21 protein-coding genes are annotated in these 18948 nt (G+C 73.1%); 15 read left to right on the top strand and 6 right to left on the bottom strand.

Features of this window, described 5'->3' with window-relative positions; genetic code table 11:
• Positions 1-117: 117 nt before the first annotated feature.
• Positions 118-198, bottom strand: coding sequence for an Ms5788A family Cys-rich leader peptide (locus QHG49_RS34130; RefSeq protein WP_350751515.1), 81 nt, complete (start codon positions 196-198; stop codon positions 118-120).
• 227 nt (positions 199-425) lie between these two features.
• Positions 426-1172 carry a DUF2993 domain-containing protein gene (locus QHG49_RS18925; protein WP_145485799.1) on the bottom strand — a complete coding sequence of 249 codons (747 nt, stop codon included), beginning with the start codon at positions 1170-1172 and terminating at the stop codon, positions 426-428.
• A gap of 422 nt (positions 1173-1594) precedes the next feature.
• Between QHG49_RS18925 and QHG49_RS18920 the strand changes: the two genes are divergently transcribed.
• Positions 1595-1858, top strand: a complete 264-nt coding sequence (locus QHG49_RS18920; RefSeq protein WP_145485798.1) for a DUF3099 domain-containing protein — start codon at positions 1595-1597, stop codon at positions 1856-1858.
• A gap of 1 nt (position 1859) precedes the next feature.
• Here QHG49_RS18920 and QHG49_RS18915 read toward each other — a convergent pair whose 3' ends face one another.
• The 4 genes from QHG49_RS18915 to QHG49_RS18900 are packed head-to-tail and all read right to left on the bottom strand — an operon-like array spanning position 1860 to position 4704.
• Positions 1860-2222, bottom strand: coding sequence for a DsrE family protein (locus QHG49_RS18915; RefSeq protein WP_145485797.1), 363 nt, complete (start codon positions 2220-2222; stop codon positions 1860-1862).
• 24 nt (positions 2223-2246) lie between these two features.
• A complete protein-coding gene (locus QHG49_RS18910) occupies positions 2247-3569 on the bottom strand; it encodes a hypothetical protein (protein ID WP_301490442.1) in 1323 nt (440 codons plus the stop codon).
• Between the two features lie 4 nt (positions 3570-3573).
• Complete coding sequence (locus QHG49_RS18905) at positions 3574-3828, bottom strand: MoaD/ThiS family protein (protein WP_111583978.1); 255 nt, start codon at positions 3826-3828, stop codon at positions 3574-3576.
• Between the two features lie 51 nt (positions 3829-3879).
• The gene (locus tag QHG49_RS18900) at positions 3880-4704 is read right to left on the bottom strand and encodes a S9 family peptidase (RefSeq protein WP_145485795.1); all 825 of its coding nucleotides are present in this window, start codon (positions 4702-4704) and stop codon (positions 3880-3882) included.
• A 179-nt stretch (positions 4705-4883) separates the two neighbouring features.
• On the opposite strand from QHG49_RS18900, the gene QHG49_RS18895 reads away from it, so the two are divergent.
• The 14 genes from QHG49_RS18895 (at position 4884) to QHG49_RS18830 (ending at position 18884) form a co-directional block, all read left to right on the top strand.
• Complete coding sequence (locus QHG49_RS18895) at positions 4884-5663, top strand: response regulator transcription factor (RefSeq protein ID WP_145485793.1); 780 nt, start codon at positions 4884-4886, stop codon at positions 5661-5663.
• A 97-nt stretch (positions 5664-5760) separates the two neighbouring features.
• Positions 5761-6786: a LacI family DNA-binding transcriptional regulator gene (locus tag QHG49_RS18890; RefSeq protein WP_145485791.1), complete on the top strand. Its 1026-nt coding sequence runs from the start codon at positions 5761-5763 to the stop codon at positions 6784-6786.
• Positions 6787-6953: 167 nt separating this feature from the next.
• Positions 6954-8003 carry a S1C family serine protease gene (locus QHG49_RS18885; protein ID WP_301490439.1) on the top strand — a complete coding sequence of 350 codons (1050 nt, stop codon included), beginning with the start codon at positions 6954-6956 and terminating at the stop codon, positions 8001-8003.
• Positions 8004-8075: 72 nt separating this feature from the next.
• A complete protein-coding gene (locus tag QHG49_RS18880; RefSeq protein ID WP_145485787.1) occupies positions 8076-8324 on the top strand; it encodes a hypothetical protein in 249 nt (82 codons plus the stop codon).
• 125 nt (positions 8325-8449) lie between these two features.
• Complete coding sequence (locus QHG49_RS18875) at positions 8450-9184, top strand: response regulator transcription factor (RefSeq protein ID WP_037653459.1); 735 nt, start codon at positions 8450-8452, stop codon at positions 9182-9184.
• Positions 9181-10662, top strand: coding sequence for a cell wall metabolism sensor histidine kinase WalK (locus QHG49_RS18870; RefSeq protein WP_301490438.1), 1482 nt, complete (start codon positions 9181-9183; stop codon positions 10660-10662). The genes QHG49_RS18875 and QHG49_RS18870 overlap by 4 nt, the downstream gene beginning before the upstream one ends.
• Before the next feature lie 28 nt (positions 10663-10690).
• A complete protein-coding gene (locus QHG49_RS18865; protein ID WP_301490437.1) occupies positions 10691-11506 on the top strand; it encodes a serine hydrolase in 816 nt (271 codons plus the stop codon).
• Positions 11507-11601: 95 nt separating this feature from the next.
• The gene (gene mshD / locus QHG49_RS18860; RefSeq protein ID WP_301490436.1) at positions 11602-12528 is read left to right on the top strand and encodes a mycothiol synthase; all 927 of its coding nucleotides are present in this window, start codon (positions 11602-11604) and stop codon (positions 12526-12528) included.
• 101 nt (positions 12529-12629) lie between these two features.
• The gene (locus QHG49_RS18855; RefSeq protein ID WP_037653464.1) at positions 12630-13016 is read left to right on the top strand and encodes a GntR family transcriptional regulator; all 387 of its coding nucleotides are present in this window, start codon (positions 12630-12632) and stop codon (positions 13014-13016) included.
• The gene (locus QHG49_RS18850) at positions 13013-13885 is read left to right on the top strand and encodes an ABC transporter ATP-binding protein (protein WP_145485780.1); all 873 of its coding nucleotides are present in this window, start codon (positions 13013-13015) and stop codon (positions 13883-13885) included. The genes QHG49_RS18855 and QHG49_RS18850 overlap by 4 nt, the downstream gene beginning before the upstream one ends.
• Positions 13886-13890: 5 nt before the next feature.
• Positions 13891-14877, top strand: coding sequence for an ABC transporter permease (locus tag QHG49_RS18845; protein WP_301492844.1), 987 nt, complete (start codon positions 13891-13893; stop codon positions 14875-14877).
• A gap of 341 nt (positions 14878-15218) precedes the next feature.
• The gene (locus tag QHG49_RS18840; protein ID WP_145485779.1) at positions 15219-17450 is read left to right on the top strand and encodes an RNA degradosome polyphosphate kinase; all 2232 of its coding nucleotides are present in this window, start codon (positions 15219-15221) and stop codon (positions 17448-17450) included.
• Positions 17431-18468 (top strand): CHAD domain-containing protein, encoded by a 1038-nt coding sequence (locus QHG49_RS18835; RefSeq protein ID WP_145485778.1) that lies wholly within the window; start codon positions 17431-17433, stop codon positions 18466-18468. Before QHG49_RS18840 ends, QHG49_RS18835 begins: the two co-directional genes overlap by 20 nt.
• Positions 18465-18884, top strand: coding sequence for an NUDIX hydrolase (locus QHG49_RS18830; RefSeq protein WP_145485777.1), 420 nt, complete (start codon positions 18465-18467; stop codon positions 18882-18884). The genes QHG49_RS18835 and QHG49_RS18830 overlap by 4 nt, the downstream gene beginning before the upstream one ends.
• Positions 18885-18948: the final 64 nt, after the last annotated feature.

The raw sequence follows: 18948 nt of genomic DNA, 5'->3' as shown, positions 1-18948 counted from the left end.
TCCTCCGGGGCAGTTACGGCGGGGCGTGCGAGTGCGAAGGGGCGCGCGCCCAGGGTGCGAGCGGCGCACGAGTGCCCAGCAGGGCAGGGGGTGAAGACGCGGAAGCGGAAGTTCCGCTCAGAAGGGGCGACAGAGCATGGCGGCGACGCGGCACAGGTCGACTGCCCGCCGCTTCGTGAGATCCGCCTGTCGCTTCATAGGCCCGATCGTAGGTACGCGGAGGCGCGTGTGTCACCGGCGTGTCGCATGTCGAGACACGATCGTCCGAATGGCGGGACAAGAAGCGCGCCCGGCGGCCGGTGGACGGCCCTCCGGGTGCTCGGGGGCGCCAGCGCATCTACGGTACGGACGTCACCGTCTCGCCTGTCGGACGAACGGCGCCCATCCGGTGTGTTTCGGCGCCCATCCGGTGCGTTTCGCGGCTTCTACCCCGCCAGCTTGACGTCGGAACCCCGCACGCTGATCTTCACGCCGTTCTCGGCGGCCTCCACCTTGTCCAGCTTGATGCCGCCCGGCAGCTGGTCGATGACCTGCTGGAAGTCGGTGATCGTACGGACCCGGTCCTCGGCGAGTCCGAGGCCCGCGACCGCGGGGAGGGAGTCGGCGTGCACCTCGACCTTGTTGTTCACGACGCTGACGGTGCTCAGGACGGAGACCGTGCGGTCGATGGGGATGGCGCCGGCGATGGTGCCGCTCACCTTGACCGCGACCTTGATCTTGCCGTTGCCGCCGTCGGAGAGGCCCACGACCTTGGCGTGCACGCCGAGGCCGATGTCGGTGGGCTGCGACTTGGCGGTCTTCATCAGCTCGTCGTACGCGATGGTCGCGGTGCCGGTGGCGCTGGAGGCGGTGGCCGAGCTGTAGTCGCCGGAGAAGGAGACGCCCTTCATGTCGGCCTTCAGGTCGTCGACGCGGATCGTCTTCCCCGCCTCCCCGGTGGCCGCGTCGTAGCTCTTGATCCCGACCTCGACGTCGTCCAGCGAGCCGCCGGCGACCTGGGTGAGGAACGGGAAGCCCTTGATGTCCACGTCCGGCGTCGCCGACAGGTTCTCCGACGACTTCAGCTTGTCCGCGGCCTCCCCCTGGGCGAAGTGCACCGCCACCCGGTCCACGATCACGAACAGCCCGCCCAGGATCACGACGATGATCAGCAGTATTCGCAGGGCGCGCATGTGGTGTTTCCCCCCGGGTCGACGTAGGTCACGGCTACGCCACGGTAACGCCGCGCGGCTTCGCGGAGCGTAAATGTCGATCAGCTGTGACAGGGCACGCAGCCGCACGGACCGATCCGAACCGCCCCCGCAACGGCGCCGAACCAGGCTCCCGGACCTACCCTGGAGGCATGTACGCACGGCGACGTCACGTGCCCCCTCCCTGACGCGGCCCTCGCACTGCTCCGCAGGCTTCGGGACCGCCGCGCCGGACTCCGTCCGTCGTCTCCCCCGAGGACCTGGATCCCGCGTGGGCCTTCGCGATCCCGCGCGGTCTTTGCGATCTCACGCGAATTTCGCGGGCCCGACGCGCCGGGCGCCTTCCCCCGACGAACCACCCCCGCAACGGCGCCGAACCAGGCTCCCGGACCTACCCTGGAGGCATGTACGCACGGCGACGTCACGTGTACTTCGCCATGATGGGGATCTGTGTCGGCCTCTTCGTCCTGGCGTGGGGGGTCGTACGGATCTGGTCCGTCCCGGCGGCCGTCGGCATGTGTGTCGTCGCCATGGTGATCCCGCCGGTCGCCGCGATGATCGCCAACCGGCGGGGGCCGGAGGACCGCTGGTGGGACGACCCCTCCGGTGATCCCCAGTCCGACGAGTGGTGGGACGAACTGGACGGAAAGAAGCGCCCGCGCCCTTGACCTAGTAGACGAGCGCCTGGGTGTCGTCGGACAGGGCCTCCTGGACGAAGACCTGCGCGCCGGCGATGCGCACGCCCTCGATGACGTCCTTCTCCGTGATCTCCCGCCGGGCCGCGCACTGGGTGCACAGCGTGACGCGGCCGGCCGCGAGGATCGAGTCGATCAGGTCGGGCAACGGGGCCGCGTGCGGCAGCTCGAACTCCGCGGCCCGGCCCGGCAGCGCGAACCAGGACGACTCCCCGGTCAGCCACAGCGAGACATCGACCCCGCTGGCCACGGCCACCGCCGCCACCGTGAACGCCTGCGAGCAGCGCTCAGGGGCGTCCGCCCCGGCCGTCACCTTGATCACGAGCTTCTTCGCCATGCGGGAAGGGTAGCCCGCGGGTGATCAGCCCAGCACCCGTCCCAGCGCCCACACCACCGGTGCGGCCGCCGACAGGGGCAGGGCGACGCCCGCGGTGAAGTGGACGAAGCGGGAGGGGTAGTCGTAGCCGGCGACCCGGTGGCCGACCAGGGCGCACGCGCCGGCCAGGGCGCCGAGCAGGGCGCCCTGCGTGCCGAGGCCGGTCATGCCGCCCACCGCGATGCCCGCGCCCGCCGCGGCGAGCAGCGCGACCACGACCGACGCCGGGGCCGGCAGGGGCAGCGCACGCGCCAGCGCGGCGACCGCCACCGCCGCCGCGCCCACCGAGGTCGCGTGCGGGTCGGCGCCCAGGTAGCCGGTGGCCAGGATCGCCAGGGCCGCGGAGGCGACCGTCGCCATCAGGCCGTACATCCGCTCGTCCGGCGAGGCATGGGAGCGGAGCTGGAGGACCAGGGAGAGCAGGACCCAGACGCCGAGGGTGCCCAGGATGGCGGCGGGCGCGTTGTCGCGGCCCGCGGCCAGTACCGCCGCGTCGGCCGCGAGACCGCCCGCGAACGCCAGCGCGATGCCCTGCCGGGCCGGCCACATGCCGTTCAGCCGGAACCAGCCCGCCGCCGTCACGGCCTGGAGCAGCACCAGCGGGACGGCCAGGGCGTACGAGCCGAGGCCCGCCGCGGCGGCCAGCAGCAGGCCGAGCAGCGCGGTGAGCAGCGCCGGCTGCATCCCGGGCTCGATGACCGGCGAACGGCCCTCCAGGCGGGCCCGCTGCGCGTCGGTGATCCGGGAGTTGCCGGCGAGCGTCGCTGGGCCGTAGGAGGGCTCGTCGCCGGGTGACTCCTCGGCGGTACGGTCCCCTGCGGCGGGCTCGGGTGCGGGGGCCGAGGGGGCGGCCGACGCGGGCCTCGCCATCGGCTGAGGTCCCGGGTGCCCCGTGTGCTGCGGGTGCGCGTGGGCCATCGGCTGGGGGCCGGGGTGACCCGCCTGCGCCTGCCCGACCTGCTGGTAGTGCGGCAGGCCCGGCTGAAGTCGAGGCTGCGCCCCGGGCCGGAGTCCCGGGTGACCGGTCTGCGGCTGAGCCGTCCCCGGCTGCGGCTGCCCCTGCTGATACCCCTGCTGCGGATAGCCCGTCACCGGCGGCAGGTACGCCGTCGCCTCCGCCGCCTGGACCGGGGCGTGGGTCTGGGTCTCCCAGGTCTGGCCCTGCCAGGTCTGGGTGAGCTGGGGGTCGTGGGCCCCCGGGCCGCCGCCCTGCGGGGCGGTGCCCTGCCAGTCCTGCTGCGGCGCGGGCTGCTGCTGGTACGGGTCGTAGCCCTCGTACGGGCCGCCCTGATACGGCTGGTCGGTCATCGACTCACCCTCCTGCGAACGGCGGGAGCACCTCGACCGTGCCGCCCTCGGCCAGCCGTACCGTCTCATGCGCGCGCGTGCCGACGGGGTCGCCGTCGATCAGATAGGAGCAGCGCTGGAGCACGCGGGTGAGTTCACCGGGGTGCCGGGTGCGCACGGCGGTGAGCGCGTCGGCGAGGGTGGCCGCGTCGTACGGCTCCTCGGCGACACCGGCGGCGGCCTTGGCGGCGGCCCAGTAGCGCACCGTGACCTTCGGCATCTGGTTCCTCAATCGACGGCTGGTAAAAGTCAGTAAGTAACGGGAGCCAGGCTAGCCGGACCGCCGGGCGGCCCAGTCCCCGATGCGGTCCACCAGGGCGTCGTCCGCTGCGTGCTCCGCGTGGCCCATGCCCGGCTCCAGCCACAGTTCGGCGTGGCCGCCGGAGGCGTCGGCGAGCATCCGCGGGTGGTCGAGCGGGAAGTAGCCGTCCCGGTCGCCGTGCACGATCAGCAGCGGGGTGGGGGCGATCCGGGGAACCGCCTCGACGGGAGACAGCGGTATCGGGTGCCAGTCGCGGTGGTGGATGCGGGTGCGCAGACCGTAGCGGCCGACCAGGCGGCCCTCGGGGCGGGTGACCAGCCAGTGCAGCCGGCGCATCGGGGCGGTGCCCCGGTAGTACCAGCGGGCGGGCGAGCTGACCGCGACCACCGCGTCCACCGTGCCGGGGTGCAGGGCCGCGTGCCGCAGGACCACCGAGGCGCCCATGGAGAAGCCGACGGTCGCCGCCCGGCCGTGCCCGAAGCCGCGCGCCCACGCGAGCGCGGCGGCGAGGTCGAGGACCTCCTTGTCGCCGACCGTGGAGCGCCCGCCCGAGCGCCCGTGGCCCCGGAAGGAGAAGGTGACCACGGCGCCGTAACGGGCGAGCCCGGCCGCCACCCTTCGTACATGCGGGCGGTCCACGTCCCCCGTGAAGCCGTGCGCGATCACCAGCACCGGGGCGTCCGGGTCGTATACGGCCGCCCCCGGGTCGTATACGACCTCGACCGGGACGCCGTCCGCCGTGCGCAGGTATGTCCGGACAGGGCCTGGTCTGCCTGTCTCGGCATCCGGACGTACGGTGGAACGTGCCACATGTCCTGCCGGGCGATTGCTCATGTGGGCTATTCTGCTGGGCAGAGGACTCGGGCAGCGTTGCCACCGGGTCCTTTTGTGCTTTCGGAAGCGTTGTATACGGAGCGGGACTCCCTCGGCGTCCCCCGGTGTACGGGCCTTCGGGAACGCAGAGCAGTGCCCGTCCGCACAGTTCTCGCAGGGACCGAGGAGGAACCAGACGTATGAGTTCTCTGCTGCTCCTGACCAACGCCCTCCAGCCGTCGACGGAGGTCCTGCCGGCCCTCGGCCTGCTCCTGCACAATGTGCGGGTCGCGCCCGCCGAGGGCCCCGCGCTGGTCGACACGCCCGGCGCCGACGTGATCCTGGTCGACGGCCGCCGCGACCTGCCGCAGGTGCGCAGCCTGTGCCAGCTGCTGCGCTCCACCGGCCCCGGCTGTCCCCTGCTGCTCGTGGTCACCGAGGGCGGCCTCGCGGCCGTCACCGCCGACTGGGGCGTGGACGACGTACTCCTCGACACCGCGGGCCCGGCCGAGGTCGAGGCGCGGCTGCGGCTCGCCATGGGGCGCCAGCAGCTCACCCACGACGACTCGCCGATGGAGATCCGCAACGGCGACCTCTCGGTGGACGAGGCGACGTACTCCGCCAAGCTCAAGGGCCGGGTCCTCGACCTGACCTTCAAGGAGTTCGAGCTGCTGAAGTACCTCGCCCAGCACCCGGGCCGGGTCTTCACCCGCGCCCAGCTGCTCCAGGAGGTCTGGGGCTACGACTACTTCGGCGGCACCCGGACCGTCGACGTGCACGTACGGCGGCTGCGGGCCAAGCTCGGCCCGGAGCACGAGTCGCTGATCGGCACCGTACGGAACGTCGGCTACCGGTTCGTCACCCCGGAGAAGGGCGACCGGGGCGGGGACGACGCCAAGGCGAAGGCGAACCGGGCCAAGGCGGACGAGGCGGACGCGTCCGGCGCCCCCATCGAGGACGAGGTCCACGCGGACGCCTGACCGTCCGTACCTCCCGACGCTCTCCCGCGCTCTCCCTCGCACAGCAAGGGCGCCGAACACCCTGCCCCAACTGGGTCAATCCGCGTAGACTCCGCGCGTGGCCAAGGTGACTCGGGATGATGTGGCGCGGCTGGCGGGGACGTCCACCGCCGTCGTGAGCTATGTCATCAACAATGGACCCCGGCCGGTCGCCCCGGCCACGCGCGAGCGTGTCCTCGCCGCGATCAAGGAGCTGGGGTACCGCCCGGACCGGGTCGCCCAGGCGATGGCGTCCCGGCGCACCGACCTCATAGGGCTGATCATCCCGGACGCCCGCCAGCCCTTCTTCGGGGAGATGGCGCACGCCGTGGAACAGGCGGCCTCCGAGCGCGGCAAGATGGTGCTGGTCGGCAACACCGACTACATCTCCGAGCGCGAGGTCCACTATCTGCGGGCCTTCCTCGGGATGCGGGTCTCCGGTCTGATCCTGGTCAGCCACGCGCTCAACGACCAGGCCGCCGCCGAGATCGACGCCTGGGACGCCCGCGTGGTGCTGCTGCACGAGCGGCCCGAGGCCATCGACGACGTCGCCGTGGTGACGGACGACCTCGGGGGCGCCCAGCTCGCCGTGCGCCATCTGCTGGAGCACGGCCACCCCTACGTCGCCTGCATGGGCGGCACCGCGGACACCCCGGCCGTCGGCGACCCGGTCTCCGACCACGTCGAGGGCTGGAAGCGGGCCATGGCGGAAGCGGGCCTGAGCACCGAGGACCGGCTGTTCGAGGTGCCGTACAACCGGTACGACGCCTATCGCGCGGCCCTGGAGATCCTGTCCGGGCCCCGGCGGCCCCCGGCGATGTTCTGCTCCACCGACGACCAGGCGATCGGCGTGCTGCGGGCCGCCCGCGAGCTGCGGATCGACGTGCCCGGGGAGCTGGCCGTGGCGGGCTTCGACGACATCAAGGAGGCCGCGTTCGCCGATCCGCCGCTGACCACGGTCGCCTCGGACCGCTCGGCGATGGCGCGGGCCGCGGTCGACCTGGTGCTGGACGACGGGCTGCGGGTGGCCGGGTCCCGGCGCGAGCGGCTGAAGACGTTCCCCTCCCGGCTCGTGGTGCGCCCCTCCTGCGGGTGCGGGCACTGACAACGTCGTCGGGCTGCCGCAGGGCTTGACGCCGTAGGGCTTCTCAACGGCTGGTGAGAGTCGCCGCCGAGCGCCGAGAGGCGTCTTTATATCGGGCAAACGAGGTTCTGCCGGGCTTCTCAGCGAGCACTCAGGAAGCTCTCATGGTCGCCGGGGAGGCTTCTTCCATGACCGAGAGCTTCCGCCGCAGCGGCGAGTACGACTACGACGACCCGCAGGGTCCCCACAGTCAGCAGTACGGCTACTCCGCTCCCGTGAACCCGGAGTGGCCGCCCCCGCCGGCGTACGAGCCGACGGCGGGCTCGCCCGTGCCGGCCGCCGGTCCGGAGCCGGAACCGCGGCGCAGGCGCACCCGGGGCTCCGTGGCCCTCCTCGCGGCGGTCGCGATCGTCGCGGCGGCGGTCGGCGGCGCCACCGCGTACGGCTTCCAGGAGCTCGCCGGCAAGAACGACGTGACCGCCACCGGGACCAGCACCGCCGTGGTGCCGGCCGGCAAGAAGGGCGATGTCGCCGCGATCGCGGCCGCGGTCAGCCCGAGCGTGGTGGAGATCAACGCCACCCTCGACAACGGTTCCTCCACCGGCTCCGGCGTGGTCATCTCGTCCAACGGCGAGATCGTCACCAACAACCACGTCATCGCGGGCGCCCAGTCGGTCAAGGTGCGCACCAGCGACGGGCACAGCTACACCGCCGACGTGGTGGGCACCGACAGCTCCAAGGACCTCGCGCTGATCAAGCTGGAGGGCGCCTCGGGGCTGCGGGCGGCGTCCCTCGGCAACTCCAGCGGGGTGCAGGTCGGTGACTCGGTCGTGGCGATCGGCTCGCCCGAGGGCCTGACCGGCACCGTCACCAGCGGCATCGTCTCGGCGCTCGACCGGGACGTCACGGTGCCCACCGACGAGAGCCAGGCGCAGGGCCAGGGCGGCGACGGAAGCTGGCCGTTCCAGTTCGGCGGCCGCAACTTCAACGGCGACACCGGCTCGTCCACCACGACGTACAAGGCGATCCAGACGGACGCCTCCCTCAACCCCGGCAACTCCGGCGGCGCGCTGATCGACGCGGCCGGCAACATCATCGGCATCAACTCCGCGATGTACTCGTCGAGCCAGCAGGCGTCCTCGTCCTCGGACGCGGGCAGCATCGGCCTCGGCTTCGCGATCCCCGTCAACACGGTCAAGTCCGACCTGGCCAAGCTGCGGTCGGGCGGGCGGAACTAAGGGGCCCATCGGGTCCTGACCCGGTCCTCACCAGGACCTTTCAGCGTCACTCGGGGTGTCTGGAGGAACATCATGATCCAGCTGACTTTCCACCGGGAAGCGGGCCTCGGCCCGGCCGACCTCACGCTCGCCCTCGCGGTGGCGCGCCGGCTGCACACACCGGCCGCTCCCGAACCCCGCGCCGCGGAGATCGTCCCGGCGCACGTCCCCCAGCTGATGGGGCTGCGCCGCAGCTCGGCCGACCGGCATCACCGCCGGGGCCACAAGGTGCCGCTGCACCGGCTGACCGCGATGCGCAATCTCGCGGCGCTCACGGCCTGACCCTTGGCGTCCGTGCCCCCCGGCCCGGCACCATGGGAGGCTTAAGGACGCAGTCCCGGGCACCCGGACGAACCGACCACGGACGACCCCCACCACACGACCCGTCTCCACAAGGAATCGCGAGCATGAGCCCCGCCGAAGGCGACCGTGACACCCAGCGCATCCTGATCGTCGACGACGAGCCGGCCGTACGCGAGGCGCTCCAGCGCTCCCTCGCCTTCGAGGGGTACGACACGGAGGTCGCCGTCGACGGGGCGGACGCGCTGGAGAAGGCCGCGGCGTACCAGCCGGACCTGGTCGTCCTGGACATCCAGATGCCCCGGATGGACGGTCTGACGGCGGCCCGCCGCATCCGCGGCGGCGGGGACACCCTCCCGATCCTCATGCTCACCGCCCGCGACACGGTCGGCGACCGGGTGACCGGCCTGGACGCGGGCGCCGACGACTACCTCGTCAAGCCCTTCGAGCTGGACGAGCTGTTCGCCCGGATCCGCGCCCTGCTGCGGCGCAGTTCCTACGCGGCCGCCGTCTCCCCGGCGGCCCAGGCGGACGAGGCCCTCACCTTCGGCGATCTGCGCATGGACCTCGCCACCCGGGAGGTCACCCGGGGCGGCCGGCAGGTGGAGCTGACCCGCACCGAGTTCACGCTCCTGGAGATGTTCATGGCGCACCCGCGCCAGGTCCTCACCCGGGAGCAGATCCTCAAGGCGGTCTGGGGCTTCGACTTCGAGCCGTCCTCCAACTCCCTCGACGTGTACGTGATGTACCTGCGCCGCAAGACCGAGGCGGGCGGGGAGCCCCGGCTGGTGCACACCGTGCGGGGCGTCGGCTACGTCCTGCGGCAGGGCGGCGCCGAGTGAACAAGGTCGTACGGCGTTACCGCTCGCTCCCGATCCGGGCCAGGCTGGCCGTGCTGGTCGCGGCGGCGGTGGCGTTCGCGGTGGCGGCGGTGTCGGTGACGTGCTGGTTCATCGTGGAACGGAAGCTGTACGAGCAGATCGACAAGGACCTGGAGAGATCGGCGCCGCGCCCGGCGGCCGAGGCGGTGTACAAGCTGCTCGCCTCGTGCCCGTCGAAGCCGGTCGACCCCTCTCCGTACGGCGGTCTGCGCACCCACGAGACCGTCTACTCGCAGCTGGTCAAGCCGGACGGCACGCCCTGCGTCCCCTCGGACTCCCCGGGCACGGTGAAGACCACCGCCGCCGACCGGGCCGTGATCCGTGACGGCGGCACCCGCAGCAGCGGCATCCTGCGCAACGGCACGGACACCCAGGGCAACGACGTCCGGGTGCTCACGATGCCGCTCGTGATCGACACCAATGTGGGTCCCCAGCTGTATCCGGGCGCGGCCATGATGATCGCGGTCCCGCTGAAGAACACCCAGAAGACCCTCAACGACCTGGCACTCATCCTGCTGCTGGTCTCCGGTGTCGGCGTCCTCGGCGCGGGCGCCGCGGGTCTCGCCGTCGCCCGGGCCGGGCTGCGGCCGGTGGACAAGCTCACGGAGGCCGTGGAGCACGTCTCCCGCACCGAGGACCTGACCATCCGCATCCCCGTGGAGGACGACAGCGAGGACGAGGTGGCCCGGCTGTCGCGGTCGTTCAACTCCATGACGGCGTCGCTGGCCGGCTCCCGGGAGCTCCAGCAGCGGCTGATCGCGGACGCCGGGCACGAGCTGCGCACCCCGCTGACCTCGCTGCGCACCAACATCGAACTGCTCACCCGCAGCGAGGAGACCGGCCGTCCGCTGCCGCCCGAGGACCGCAAGGCGCTGCTGAACTCGGTGAAGGCGCAGATGACGGAACTGGCCTCGCTGATCGGCGACTTGCAGGAGTTGTCGCGTTCGGCGGGGCAGCGCGGCGAGCGGGTGCAGGTGGTGCCGTTCCAGGACACCGTGGAGGCGGCGCTGCGCCGGGCCCGGCTGCGCGGCCCGGAGCTGACGATCACGGCGGACCTGGAGCCCTGGTTCGTGGTCGGGGAGCCGTCCGCGCTGGAGCGCGCGGTGGTCAACGTCCTGGACAACGCGGTGAAGTTCAGCCCCGAGGGCGGCACCGTGGAGGTCCGGCTGGCCGACGGCGTCCTCACGGTCCGCGACCACGGCCCCGGTGTCCCCGAGGACGAACTCCCGCATGTCTTCGACCGCTTCTGGCGCTCCCCCGGCGCCCGCGCCCTCCCCGGCTCCGGCCTCGGCCTGTCCATCGTCGCCCGCACGGTCCAGCAGTCCGGCGGCGAGGTCACGCTGACCCCGGCCCCCGGCGGCGGCTCGGTGGCGACCGTACGCCTGCCGGGCGCCCCGGTCCCCCCACCGGAGCCGGCCGCCGCCGAGGTGGCGGGGTAGCCGTGTCCGGTTCCGCCGAAGGATCACCATGTCCCGCGTACCCACCTGCGTCATCAGCAGCTTCCAGGCGCCCCGGGTCCTCCATGGCCACGACCCCGACCGGTTCGTGCAGATCGGGTCCCTGACCAAGCCGCTCACCGCGACCGTGCTGACCGCCCTGGCCGGCAGCGGGGTCCTGGCGCTCGACGATCCGCTGGAACGGTTTCTGCCGGCGCCCGGCGGCACGGGGATCACCCTGCGCCATCTCGCCGAGCACACCTCGGGCCTGCCCCGGCTGCCCGCCGGGATCCGCGGGCGCGACCCGTACGCGGGCTTCGACGAGCGGGCCCTGGACGCGGTCGTACGACGCCTCGACACCCTGGCCACGGCCCCCGCGGGCAGCACCGAGGAGTACTCCAACCTCGGGTACGCCCTGGTCGCGGCCACCCGCACCCCGTACGAGGAACTCCTGCGCCGCCACGTCCTCGGCCCCCTCGGCGTCACCGACGTCGCCGCCGATCCCCCGGCCGACGTACGGCTGTGCCGCCGGGGGCTGTTCGGACGGCCGCGGCGGACCTGGACCATGACCGGCGCGATCCTGCCCGCCGGGGGACTGTGGGCGACGCCCCGGGCCACCGCCCGCCTCGTCACCGGACTGCTGGTCGAGCGCGCGCTCGGCGAGCCCGCGCCGGGGTGGCAGCGGTCGGGGCGCCTGCTGTGGCACAACGGCGCGACACGCGGCGCGTCCGTCTTCGCCGGTGCCGTACCGCGGGGCTGGATCCTCGTGCACCGCCTGTCCGGTGCGAGCGCCGCCACGGACAAGCTGGGCGTGGACACCCTGGTGTCCTTCGCGCGGTCCTCGTGAGGGACACCGCGGCGGCCTCCCGGTGGACCCGCGACGACCGGACTCCCGGCCGGTGTTCGCGGCGGTGCCCGTGACCGCCCCGTACCCTCGTACGCATGAGCAGCGACGACACCGTACGGGCCTTTCCCGCCCGCTCCATCGAGACCCTTTCCGCGCTCACCCCGGACCAGGCCGAGTCCGTGCTCACCCTGCTCGGCGAGGCCGCGCGGGTCGACGGGCAGCAGCCGGTGTCCGAGCAGGGCCGGCTCCAGCTGCGCGGGGAAGCCCGGGAGGGCGTCTCGCATCTGCTGCTGACCGTCGACGGCCAACTCGTCGGCTACGCCCAGCTGGAGGACACCGATCCGGTGGAGGCGCCGGCCGCCGAACTCGTCATCGGCCCCGCGTACCGCGGGCACGGGCACGGGCGGGCGCTCGGCGCGGCCCTGCTCGCCGCCTCCGGCAAGCGGCTGCGGGTGTGGGCGCACGGCGGGCACCCGGCCGCCCGCCATCTCGCCCAGGTGCTCGGCCTCACCCTGTTCCGCGAACTGCGCCAGATGCGGCGGTCGTTGACCGGTCTCGAACTGCCGGACCCACAGCTGCCCGAGGGCGTGCGCGTGCGCGCCTTCGAGCCCGGCAAGGACGACACCGCGTGGCTCGCGGTCAACGCGGGCGCGTTCGCCCACCATCCCGAGCAGGGCTCGCTGACCCAGCGCGACCTGGACGACCGCAAGGCCCAGCCGTGGTTCGACCCGGCCGGGTTCTTCCTCGCCGAGCGGCGCGGGGAGCTGATCGGCTTCCACTGGACGAAGGTGCACGCCGAGGAGGGCCTCGGCGAGGTCTATGTGCTCGGTGTCCGCCCCGGCGAGCAGGGCGGCGGCCTCGGCAAGGCGCTCACCACCATCGGCCTGCGCCATCTCGCCGCACAGGGCCTGCCGACCGCGATGCTCTACGTGGACGCCGACAACAAGGCGGCGGTCTCGGTGTACGAGCGGCTGGGCTTCCGTACGTACGAGACGGACCTGATGTACCGGACAGAGACGTGACATAAGGCCCGTCGGGGCCCTTAAGGGGCGGTCGTCTTGACGGCCGCCCCTTCCTTGCACCACCCTTTCACTACTCAATTAGTGAAAGGGTGGTGCAACGCGTGGTCGAATATCGCATCGACCGGCACAGCGGTGTCGCCACGTACGTCCAGATCGTCCAGCAGACCAAGCAGGCCCTGCGCCTGGGCCTGCTGCGCCCCGGCGACCGGCTGCCGACGGCCCGCGAGGTCGTCGAGGCCACCGCCATCAACCCCAACACCGTCCTCAAGGCCTACCGCGAACTGGAGCGGGAGGGCCTGGTCGAGGCACGGCGCGGCCTGGGCACCTTCGTGCGCCGGGCACTGGGCGCCGCCCCCGCCGACTCCCCGCTCCGCACCGAGCTGGAGGACTGGGCCCGCCGCGCGGACGCGGCCGGCCTGGAGCGGGAGGACGTGGCCGCGCTCTTCACCGCCGTACTCGACAAGCACTTCCAGGGAGATCCGTCATGAGCAGCGACACGGCCCTGCGGGCCGACGCTCTGGGCAAACGGTTCGGCCGCCGGGGCGGCTGGGCCCTGCGGGACTGCGCCTTCCACCTGCCGACGGGGCGCGTGTGCGCCGTCGTGGGCCCCAACGGGGCGGGCAAGTCCACCCTCCTGTCCCTCACCGCCGCGCTGACGGGCCCCACCGAGGGCGCCCTCACCGTCCTCGGCACCACCCCCGCGAAGGCCCGGCCCCGGGTCGGCTACGTCGCCCAGGACAAGCCGCTGTACCCGCAGCTCACCGTCGCGGAGACGCTGCGCATGGGCGCCGACCTCAACCCGGGGCGCTGGGACGCGGAGCTGGCCGGGCACATCGTCAAGGAGCTGGACGCGTCCGCCCGGATCCGTACCCTCTCCGGCGGCCAGCGCACCCGGGTCGCGCTCGCCCTCGCCCTCGGCAAGCGGCCCGAGCTGCTGCTCCTGGACGAGCCGATGGCCGACCTCGACCCGCTGGCCCGGCACGAGCTGATGGGCACGCTGATGGGCCAGGCCGCGATGCACGGCACCACCATCGTGCTGTCCTCGCACGTCATCGCGGAGCTGGAGGACTCCTGCGACCATCTGCTGCTGGTCGCGGGCGGCCGGGTGCGGCTGGCCGGCGAGATAGACGAGCTGCTCGCGGCCCATCTGCGGGTCAGCGGCGCCGCGAGCGCCGACCTCACCCCGCACACCGTGGTCGAGTCCCGCGTCACCGGCCGCCAGCTCACCGCGCTGATCCGCCCGGCCGGACCGCTCGCCGACGACTGGCGCACCACCGCGCCCTCCCTCGAAGAGCTGGTCCTCGCCCATCTGCGGGGCACCGGCGCACCGAACCCGACCGAGGAGCGTGCCGCGTGAGCGCCATGACCCTGACCGCCGTGCCCGCCGACCGGCCCCGGCAGACCCGCTGGCTGCTGCGCCTGCACCGGCCCGCGCTGTACACCTGGGCCGTGCTCTGGGTCGCTCTGACCGCCCTGCTGCTCGCCCTCGACGGCCCGCTCCTGAACGCGGCGGCGGACGCCTGGCAGCAGGTCAGGAACTGCGGCACGACCGAGCGGTGCACCTACGACCAGCAGGCGATCCTGCGCTACAAGAGCTACTACAACTACGCCACCATCGCCCTGAACGCGCTGCCCTTCCTGCTGGCCGCCTGGGCGGGCGCCGCGCTGACCGGCCGGGAGCTGGAGTCCGGGACCGCCCGGCTCGCCTGGACCCAGGCCACCTCCCCGGCGCGCTGGCTGGCCGTGCGCCTCGCCGTCCCGGCGCTCGGCGTCACCGTCTGCACCGGCCTGCTGGCCTGGCTGCACCACCGCGCCTGGGCCGCGAGCCAGGGCCGGATCGACTCCGCCAAGGAGTGGTACGACCGCTTCACCTTCCACGCGGGCGGGCCCACCCTCGCGGCCATGGCCCTCGCCGGGCTCGCCGCCGGCGCCCTGGCCGGCCTGCTGCTGCGCCGGACGCTGCCCGCGCTGGTCGTCGGCGTGCTGGCGGCGGGCGTCGTGCGCGGGCTGACCGAGCTGGCGATGCCGCACCTGTGGCCCGCGGTGACCCGGCTGAGCACCGTCGACCAGGGCTTCCTCGGCGACGGCCTGGTGGTCGACCAGGGCATGGTGACCTCCTCCGGCGCCCATGTGCCGCCCCCGTCGTGCGATTCCATCGCGTCCTGCTCGGCGGTGTACGACCGCTTCGCCGGCCGCTACAACACCTACCAGCCGCACTCCCACCTCTGGGGCCTCCAGCTCACCACCACCGCGCTGACCCTGGCCGTCGCCGCGCTGCTGGTCACCGGATGCTTCCTGGTCCTGCGCCGGCAGACCGGGACGCCGCGCGCCGCGCGGGCCACCGCCTGACGCCTTCTCTCCCCGGGTGCGGGACCGTACGCCGCCGTACGGTCCCGCACGCGTGCTCTTGAACCCGTACGAGCTTGTACGACCGTCCCCGGACCGCGCCCGGACCGCCGCCGCAATCCGCCGCTCCCGCGCCCCGGACCCCCGGGAGCCGCCCCGCGCTATCCCGCACGTCATGTCGCCGTAACCATCGATTCAGACGGGCTTGCGACGCTCGGCCAATGAAACCCGTCGTGCCAGAGCCTTCGCCGCCCCCCGAGGGGCCCGCGGGGAACGGGACCGTGACGCTCCCGCCCGCACGTTCCGACGCGCCTGTCGCACCGGACGCGCGGAAGAATGGGTTCATGAGCCAGCAAGACACCCAGGCAGAGGTACAGCACCCGCAGCCCTCCGTGGGCTCCATCGCGGCGCACCGGCCGCACACCCTGACCGCCGCGGTCTCCGACCTGGAACCCGACATCGACGCGGACCTCGACACGTACGAGGAGTCCCCGGCCGACGGCGCCCCGCTGCCCCAGGGCCGCTTCCTCGACCGGGAGCGCAGCTGGCTCGCCTTCAACGAACGCGTCCTGGAACTGGCCGAGGACCCGAACACGCCCCTGCTGGAGCGCGCCAACTTCCTCGCGATCTTCGCCAGCAACCTGGACGAGTTCTTCATGGTCCGGGTCGCCGGACTCAAGCGCCGCATCGCCACCGGCGTGGCCACCCGGTCCGCCTCCGGGCTCCAGCCGCGCGAGGTCCTGGAGATGATCTGGGCCCGCTCCCGCGAGCTGATGGCCCGGCACGCCGCCTGCTACCACGAGGACGTCGCCCCCGCGCTCGCGGAGGAGGGCATCCACCTGGTGCGCTGGAGCGAACTGGCGGACAAGGAGCAGGCCCGCCTGTTCACCCTGTTCCGGCACCAGATCTTCCCGGTCCTCACCCCGCTCGCCGTCGACCCCGCGCACCCCTTCCCGTACATCTCCGGCCTGTCCCTGAACCTGGCCGTCGTCGTGCGCAACCCGGTCAGCGGCCACAAGCACTTCGCGCGCGTGAAGGTGCCGCCGCTGCTCTCCCGCTTCCTGGAGTCCAGCCCCGGCCGGTACGTCCCCGTCGAGGACGTCATCGGCGCGCACCTCGAAGAGCTGTTCCCGGGCATGGAGGTCCTGGAGCACCACGCCTTCCGGCTCACCCGCAACGAGGACCTGGAGGTCGAGGAGGACGACGCCGAGAACCTCCTCCAGGCCCTGGAGAAGGAGCTCATGCGGCGCCGGTTCGGGCCGCCGGTGCGCCTGGAGGTCGAGGAGTCCATCGACCGCGAGGTGCTCGACCTGCTGGTGCGCGAGCTGAAGATCTCCGAGGCCGAGGTCTACCCGCTGCCCGGCCCGCTCGACCTGACGGGGCTGTTCCGCATCCACGGTCTCGACCGGCCGGAGCTGAAGTACCGCAAGTTCGTCGCGGGCACCCACCGCGACCTCGCCGAGGTCGAGTCGGCCTCCGCGCCCGACATCTTCGCGGCGCTGCGCCAGCGGGACGTGCTGCTGCACCACCCGTACGACAGCTTCTCCACCTCCGTGCAGGCCTTCCTCCAGCAGGCCGCCGAGGACCCGGACGTCCTCGCGATCAAGCAGACCCTGTACCGCACCTCGGGCGACTCCCCGATCGTGGACGCGCTCATCGACGCCGCCGAGTCCGGCAAGCAGGTCCTGGTGCTGGTGGAGATCAAGGCCCGCTTCGACGAGCACGCCAACATCAAGTGGGCGAAGAAGCTGGAGGAGGCCGGCTGCCACGTCGTCTACGGCCTGGTCGGCCTGAAGACGCACTGCAAGCTGTCGCTGGTGGTCCGCCAGGAGGGCGAGACCCTGCGCCGCTACAGCCACGTCGGCACCGGCAACTACCACCCGAAGACCGCCCGGCTGTACGAGGACCTCGGGCTGCTCACCGCCGACCCGCAGGTCGGCGCCGACCTCTCCGACCTGTTCAACCGGCTGTCCGGCTACTCCCGCCGGGAGACCTACCGCCGGCTGCTGGTCGCCCCCAAGTCCCTGCGCGACGGCCTGATATCGCGGATCACCAAGGAGATCCAGCACCATCGCGCGGGCAGGGCGGCGTTCATCCGCATCAAGGTCAACTCGATGGTCGACGAGGCCGTCATCGACGCCCTCTACCGGGCCGCCCAGGCGGGCGTGCCGGTGGACGTCTGGGTCCGCGGCATCTGCGCGATCCGGCCCGGCGTCCCGGGGCTCTCGGAGAACATCCGGGTCCGCTCGATCCTCGGCCGCTTCCTGGAGCACTCCCGGGTGTTCGCCTTCGGCAACGGCGGCGAGCCCGAGGTGTGGATCGGCAGCGCCGACATGATGCACCGCAACCTCGACCGTCGGATCGAGGCCCTGGTGCGGGTCGTCGACCCCGGCCACCGGGCGGCCATCAACCGGCTGCTGGACACCGGCATGTCCGACGGCACCGCGTCCTGGCACCTCGGCCCGGACGGCGAGTGGACCCGGCACGCGACCGACGCGGACGGCCAGCCCCTGCGCAACATCCAGGAGATGCTCATAGACGCCCGGAGGCGCCGGCGTGGCACAGCAACACCTTGACCCGACGGACCCCACCGCCGAGGTGGTGACGGGGGACGCCCTCGCGGGCTATCTGCGCACGCACGCCACGGAGTTCCTGCGCGCCCTGCGCCTGCACCGGGAGACCGGGGGCGCCACGGGCTCCGGCGAGGACTCCGTCGACGCGGCCCGCGCCCTGCGCCGCTCGGCCCGGCGCATCAGCGGCAGCCTGCACACCTACCGGCCGCTGCTCGACGCCGCCTGGTCGGAGTCGATGCGGCCCGAACTGGCGTGGCTCTCGGGCACCTTGGCCCTGGAGCACGCGTACGAGGCCCGGCTGGAGCGGCTGCTGCAGGCGCTGCACCGGCTGTCGGGGGCGGCGGCCTTCCCCGAGCAGGTGACGGTGCCCGGCGGCCCCGCCCCCGCCCCGCCCGAGCGCGGCAGTCTGACGGTGGGCGCGGCGAAGGCGGGCGCCCTGCTCGACCGCCAGCTCACCCTCGCCCGGACCCGCGCCCACTCCACCGCCCTCCAGGCGCTCGGCTCCAGCCGCTTCCACGCCGTCGCCGACAAGGTCGCCCTCCTCGCCAGCGAGGTCCCCCTCACCCCCACCGCCCCCACCACCGACCTGCGCCCGCTGGCCGGCGCCGCGCGGGAGCGGCTCACCGACGCCGTCACCGCGCTGCCGCTGCTCACCGCGGGCCACCCGTACAACGCGGAGGCCCTGATCCACGGCCTGTCCCCGGACCCCTCCCCGCACCCCCAGGACGGCCCCTGGCACCAGGTACGGCTGCTGCTGCGGCTGCACCGCTACGCCCGTGAGGTACTGGACCCCGGCACCCCCGTCGACGTACGCCTGCTGGCCGCGGGCCAGGCCCTGAACCGGCACCGCGACGCCTCCGAGGCGGCCGCCGCCGCGGCCCAGGCCGCCCGCACCCCCCGGATCGCCCCCGCCACGGCCTACGCCCTCGGTGTCCTGCACGCGGACCAGCGCCATGAGGTGGAGGCGGCCCGGTTCGCCTTCCAGCGCGCCTGGCAGCGGGAGGCGGTGGAGACGGTATGACCGGGACCCCCGTACGGGCCGCGGGCTGCGTCCTGTGGCGCCGCTCCCCCTCCGGGGCCGTCGAACTGGCCCTGGTCTACCGCCCCAAGTGGTCCGACTGGTCCTGGCCCAAGGGCAAGCTGAAACGGGGCGAGACGCCCGCCGCGGCCGCGCTGCGCGAGGTCGAGGAGGAGACGGGCCACACCTGCCGTCTCGGCACCGCCCTGCCCACCGCCCGCTACCTCGACCACGCGGGCCGCCCCAAGGAGGTCACCTACTGGGCGGCCGAGTCGACGGGCGGCACCTTCACCCCCAACCCCGAGGTCACCACCCTCCTCTGGCTCCCCCCGGCCGAGGCCCGCGACCGCCTGACGTATCCCCACGACAGGGAACTGATCCCCCCGGCACTGACGGCCATCGCCGAGGTGCTGCGCTAGCGGTTTCCAGTAATGGAAACCAGGAACTCTTGCCGAACCTGCGGCACGGTCGGGACGATCAGTG

It is taken from the genome of Streptomyces sp. WP-1, from assembly GCF_030450125.1.
Taxonomy (GTDB): domain Bacteria; phylum Actinomycetota; class Actinomycetes; order Streptomycetales; family Streptomycetaceae; genus Streptomyces; species Streptomyces incarnatus.
The sequence above is the reverse complement of the archived record's forward strand: the minus strand, read 5'-3'. Positions and strand labels throughout refer to the sequence as shown.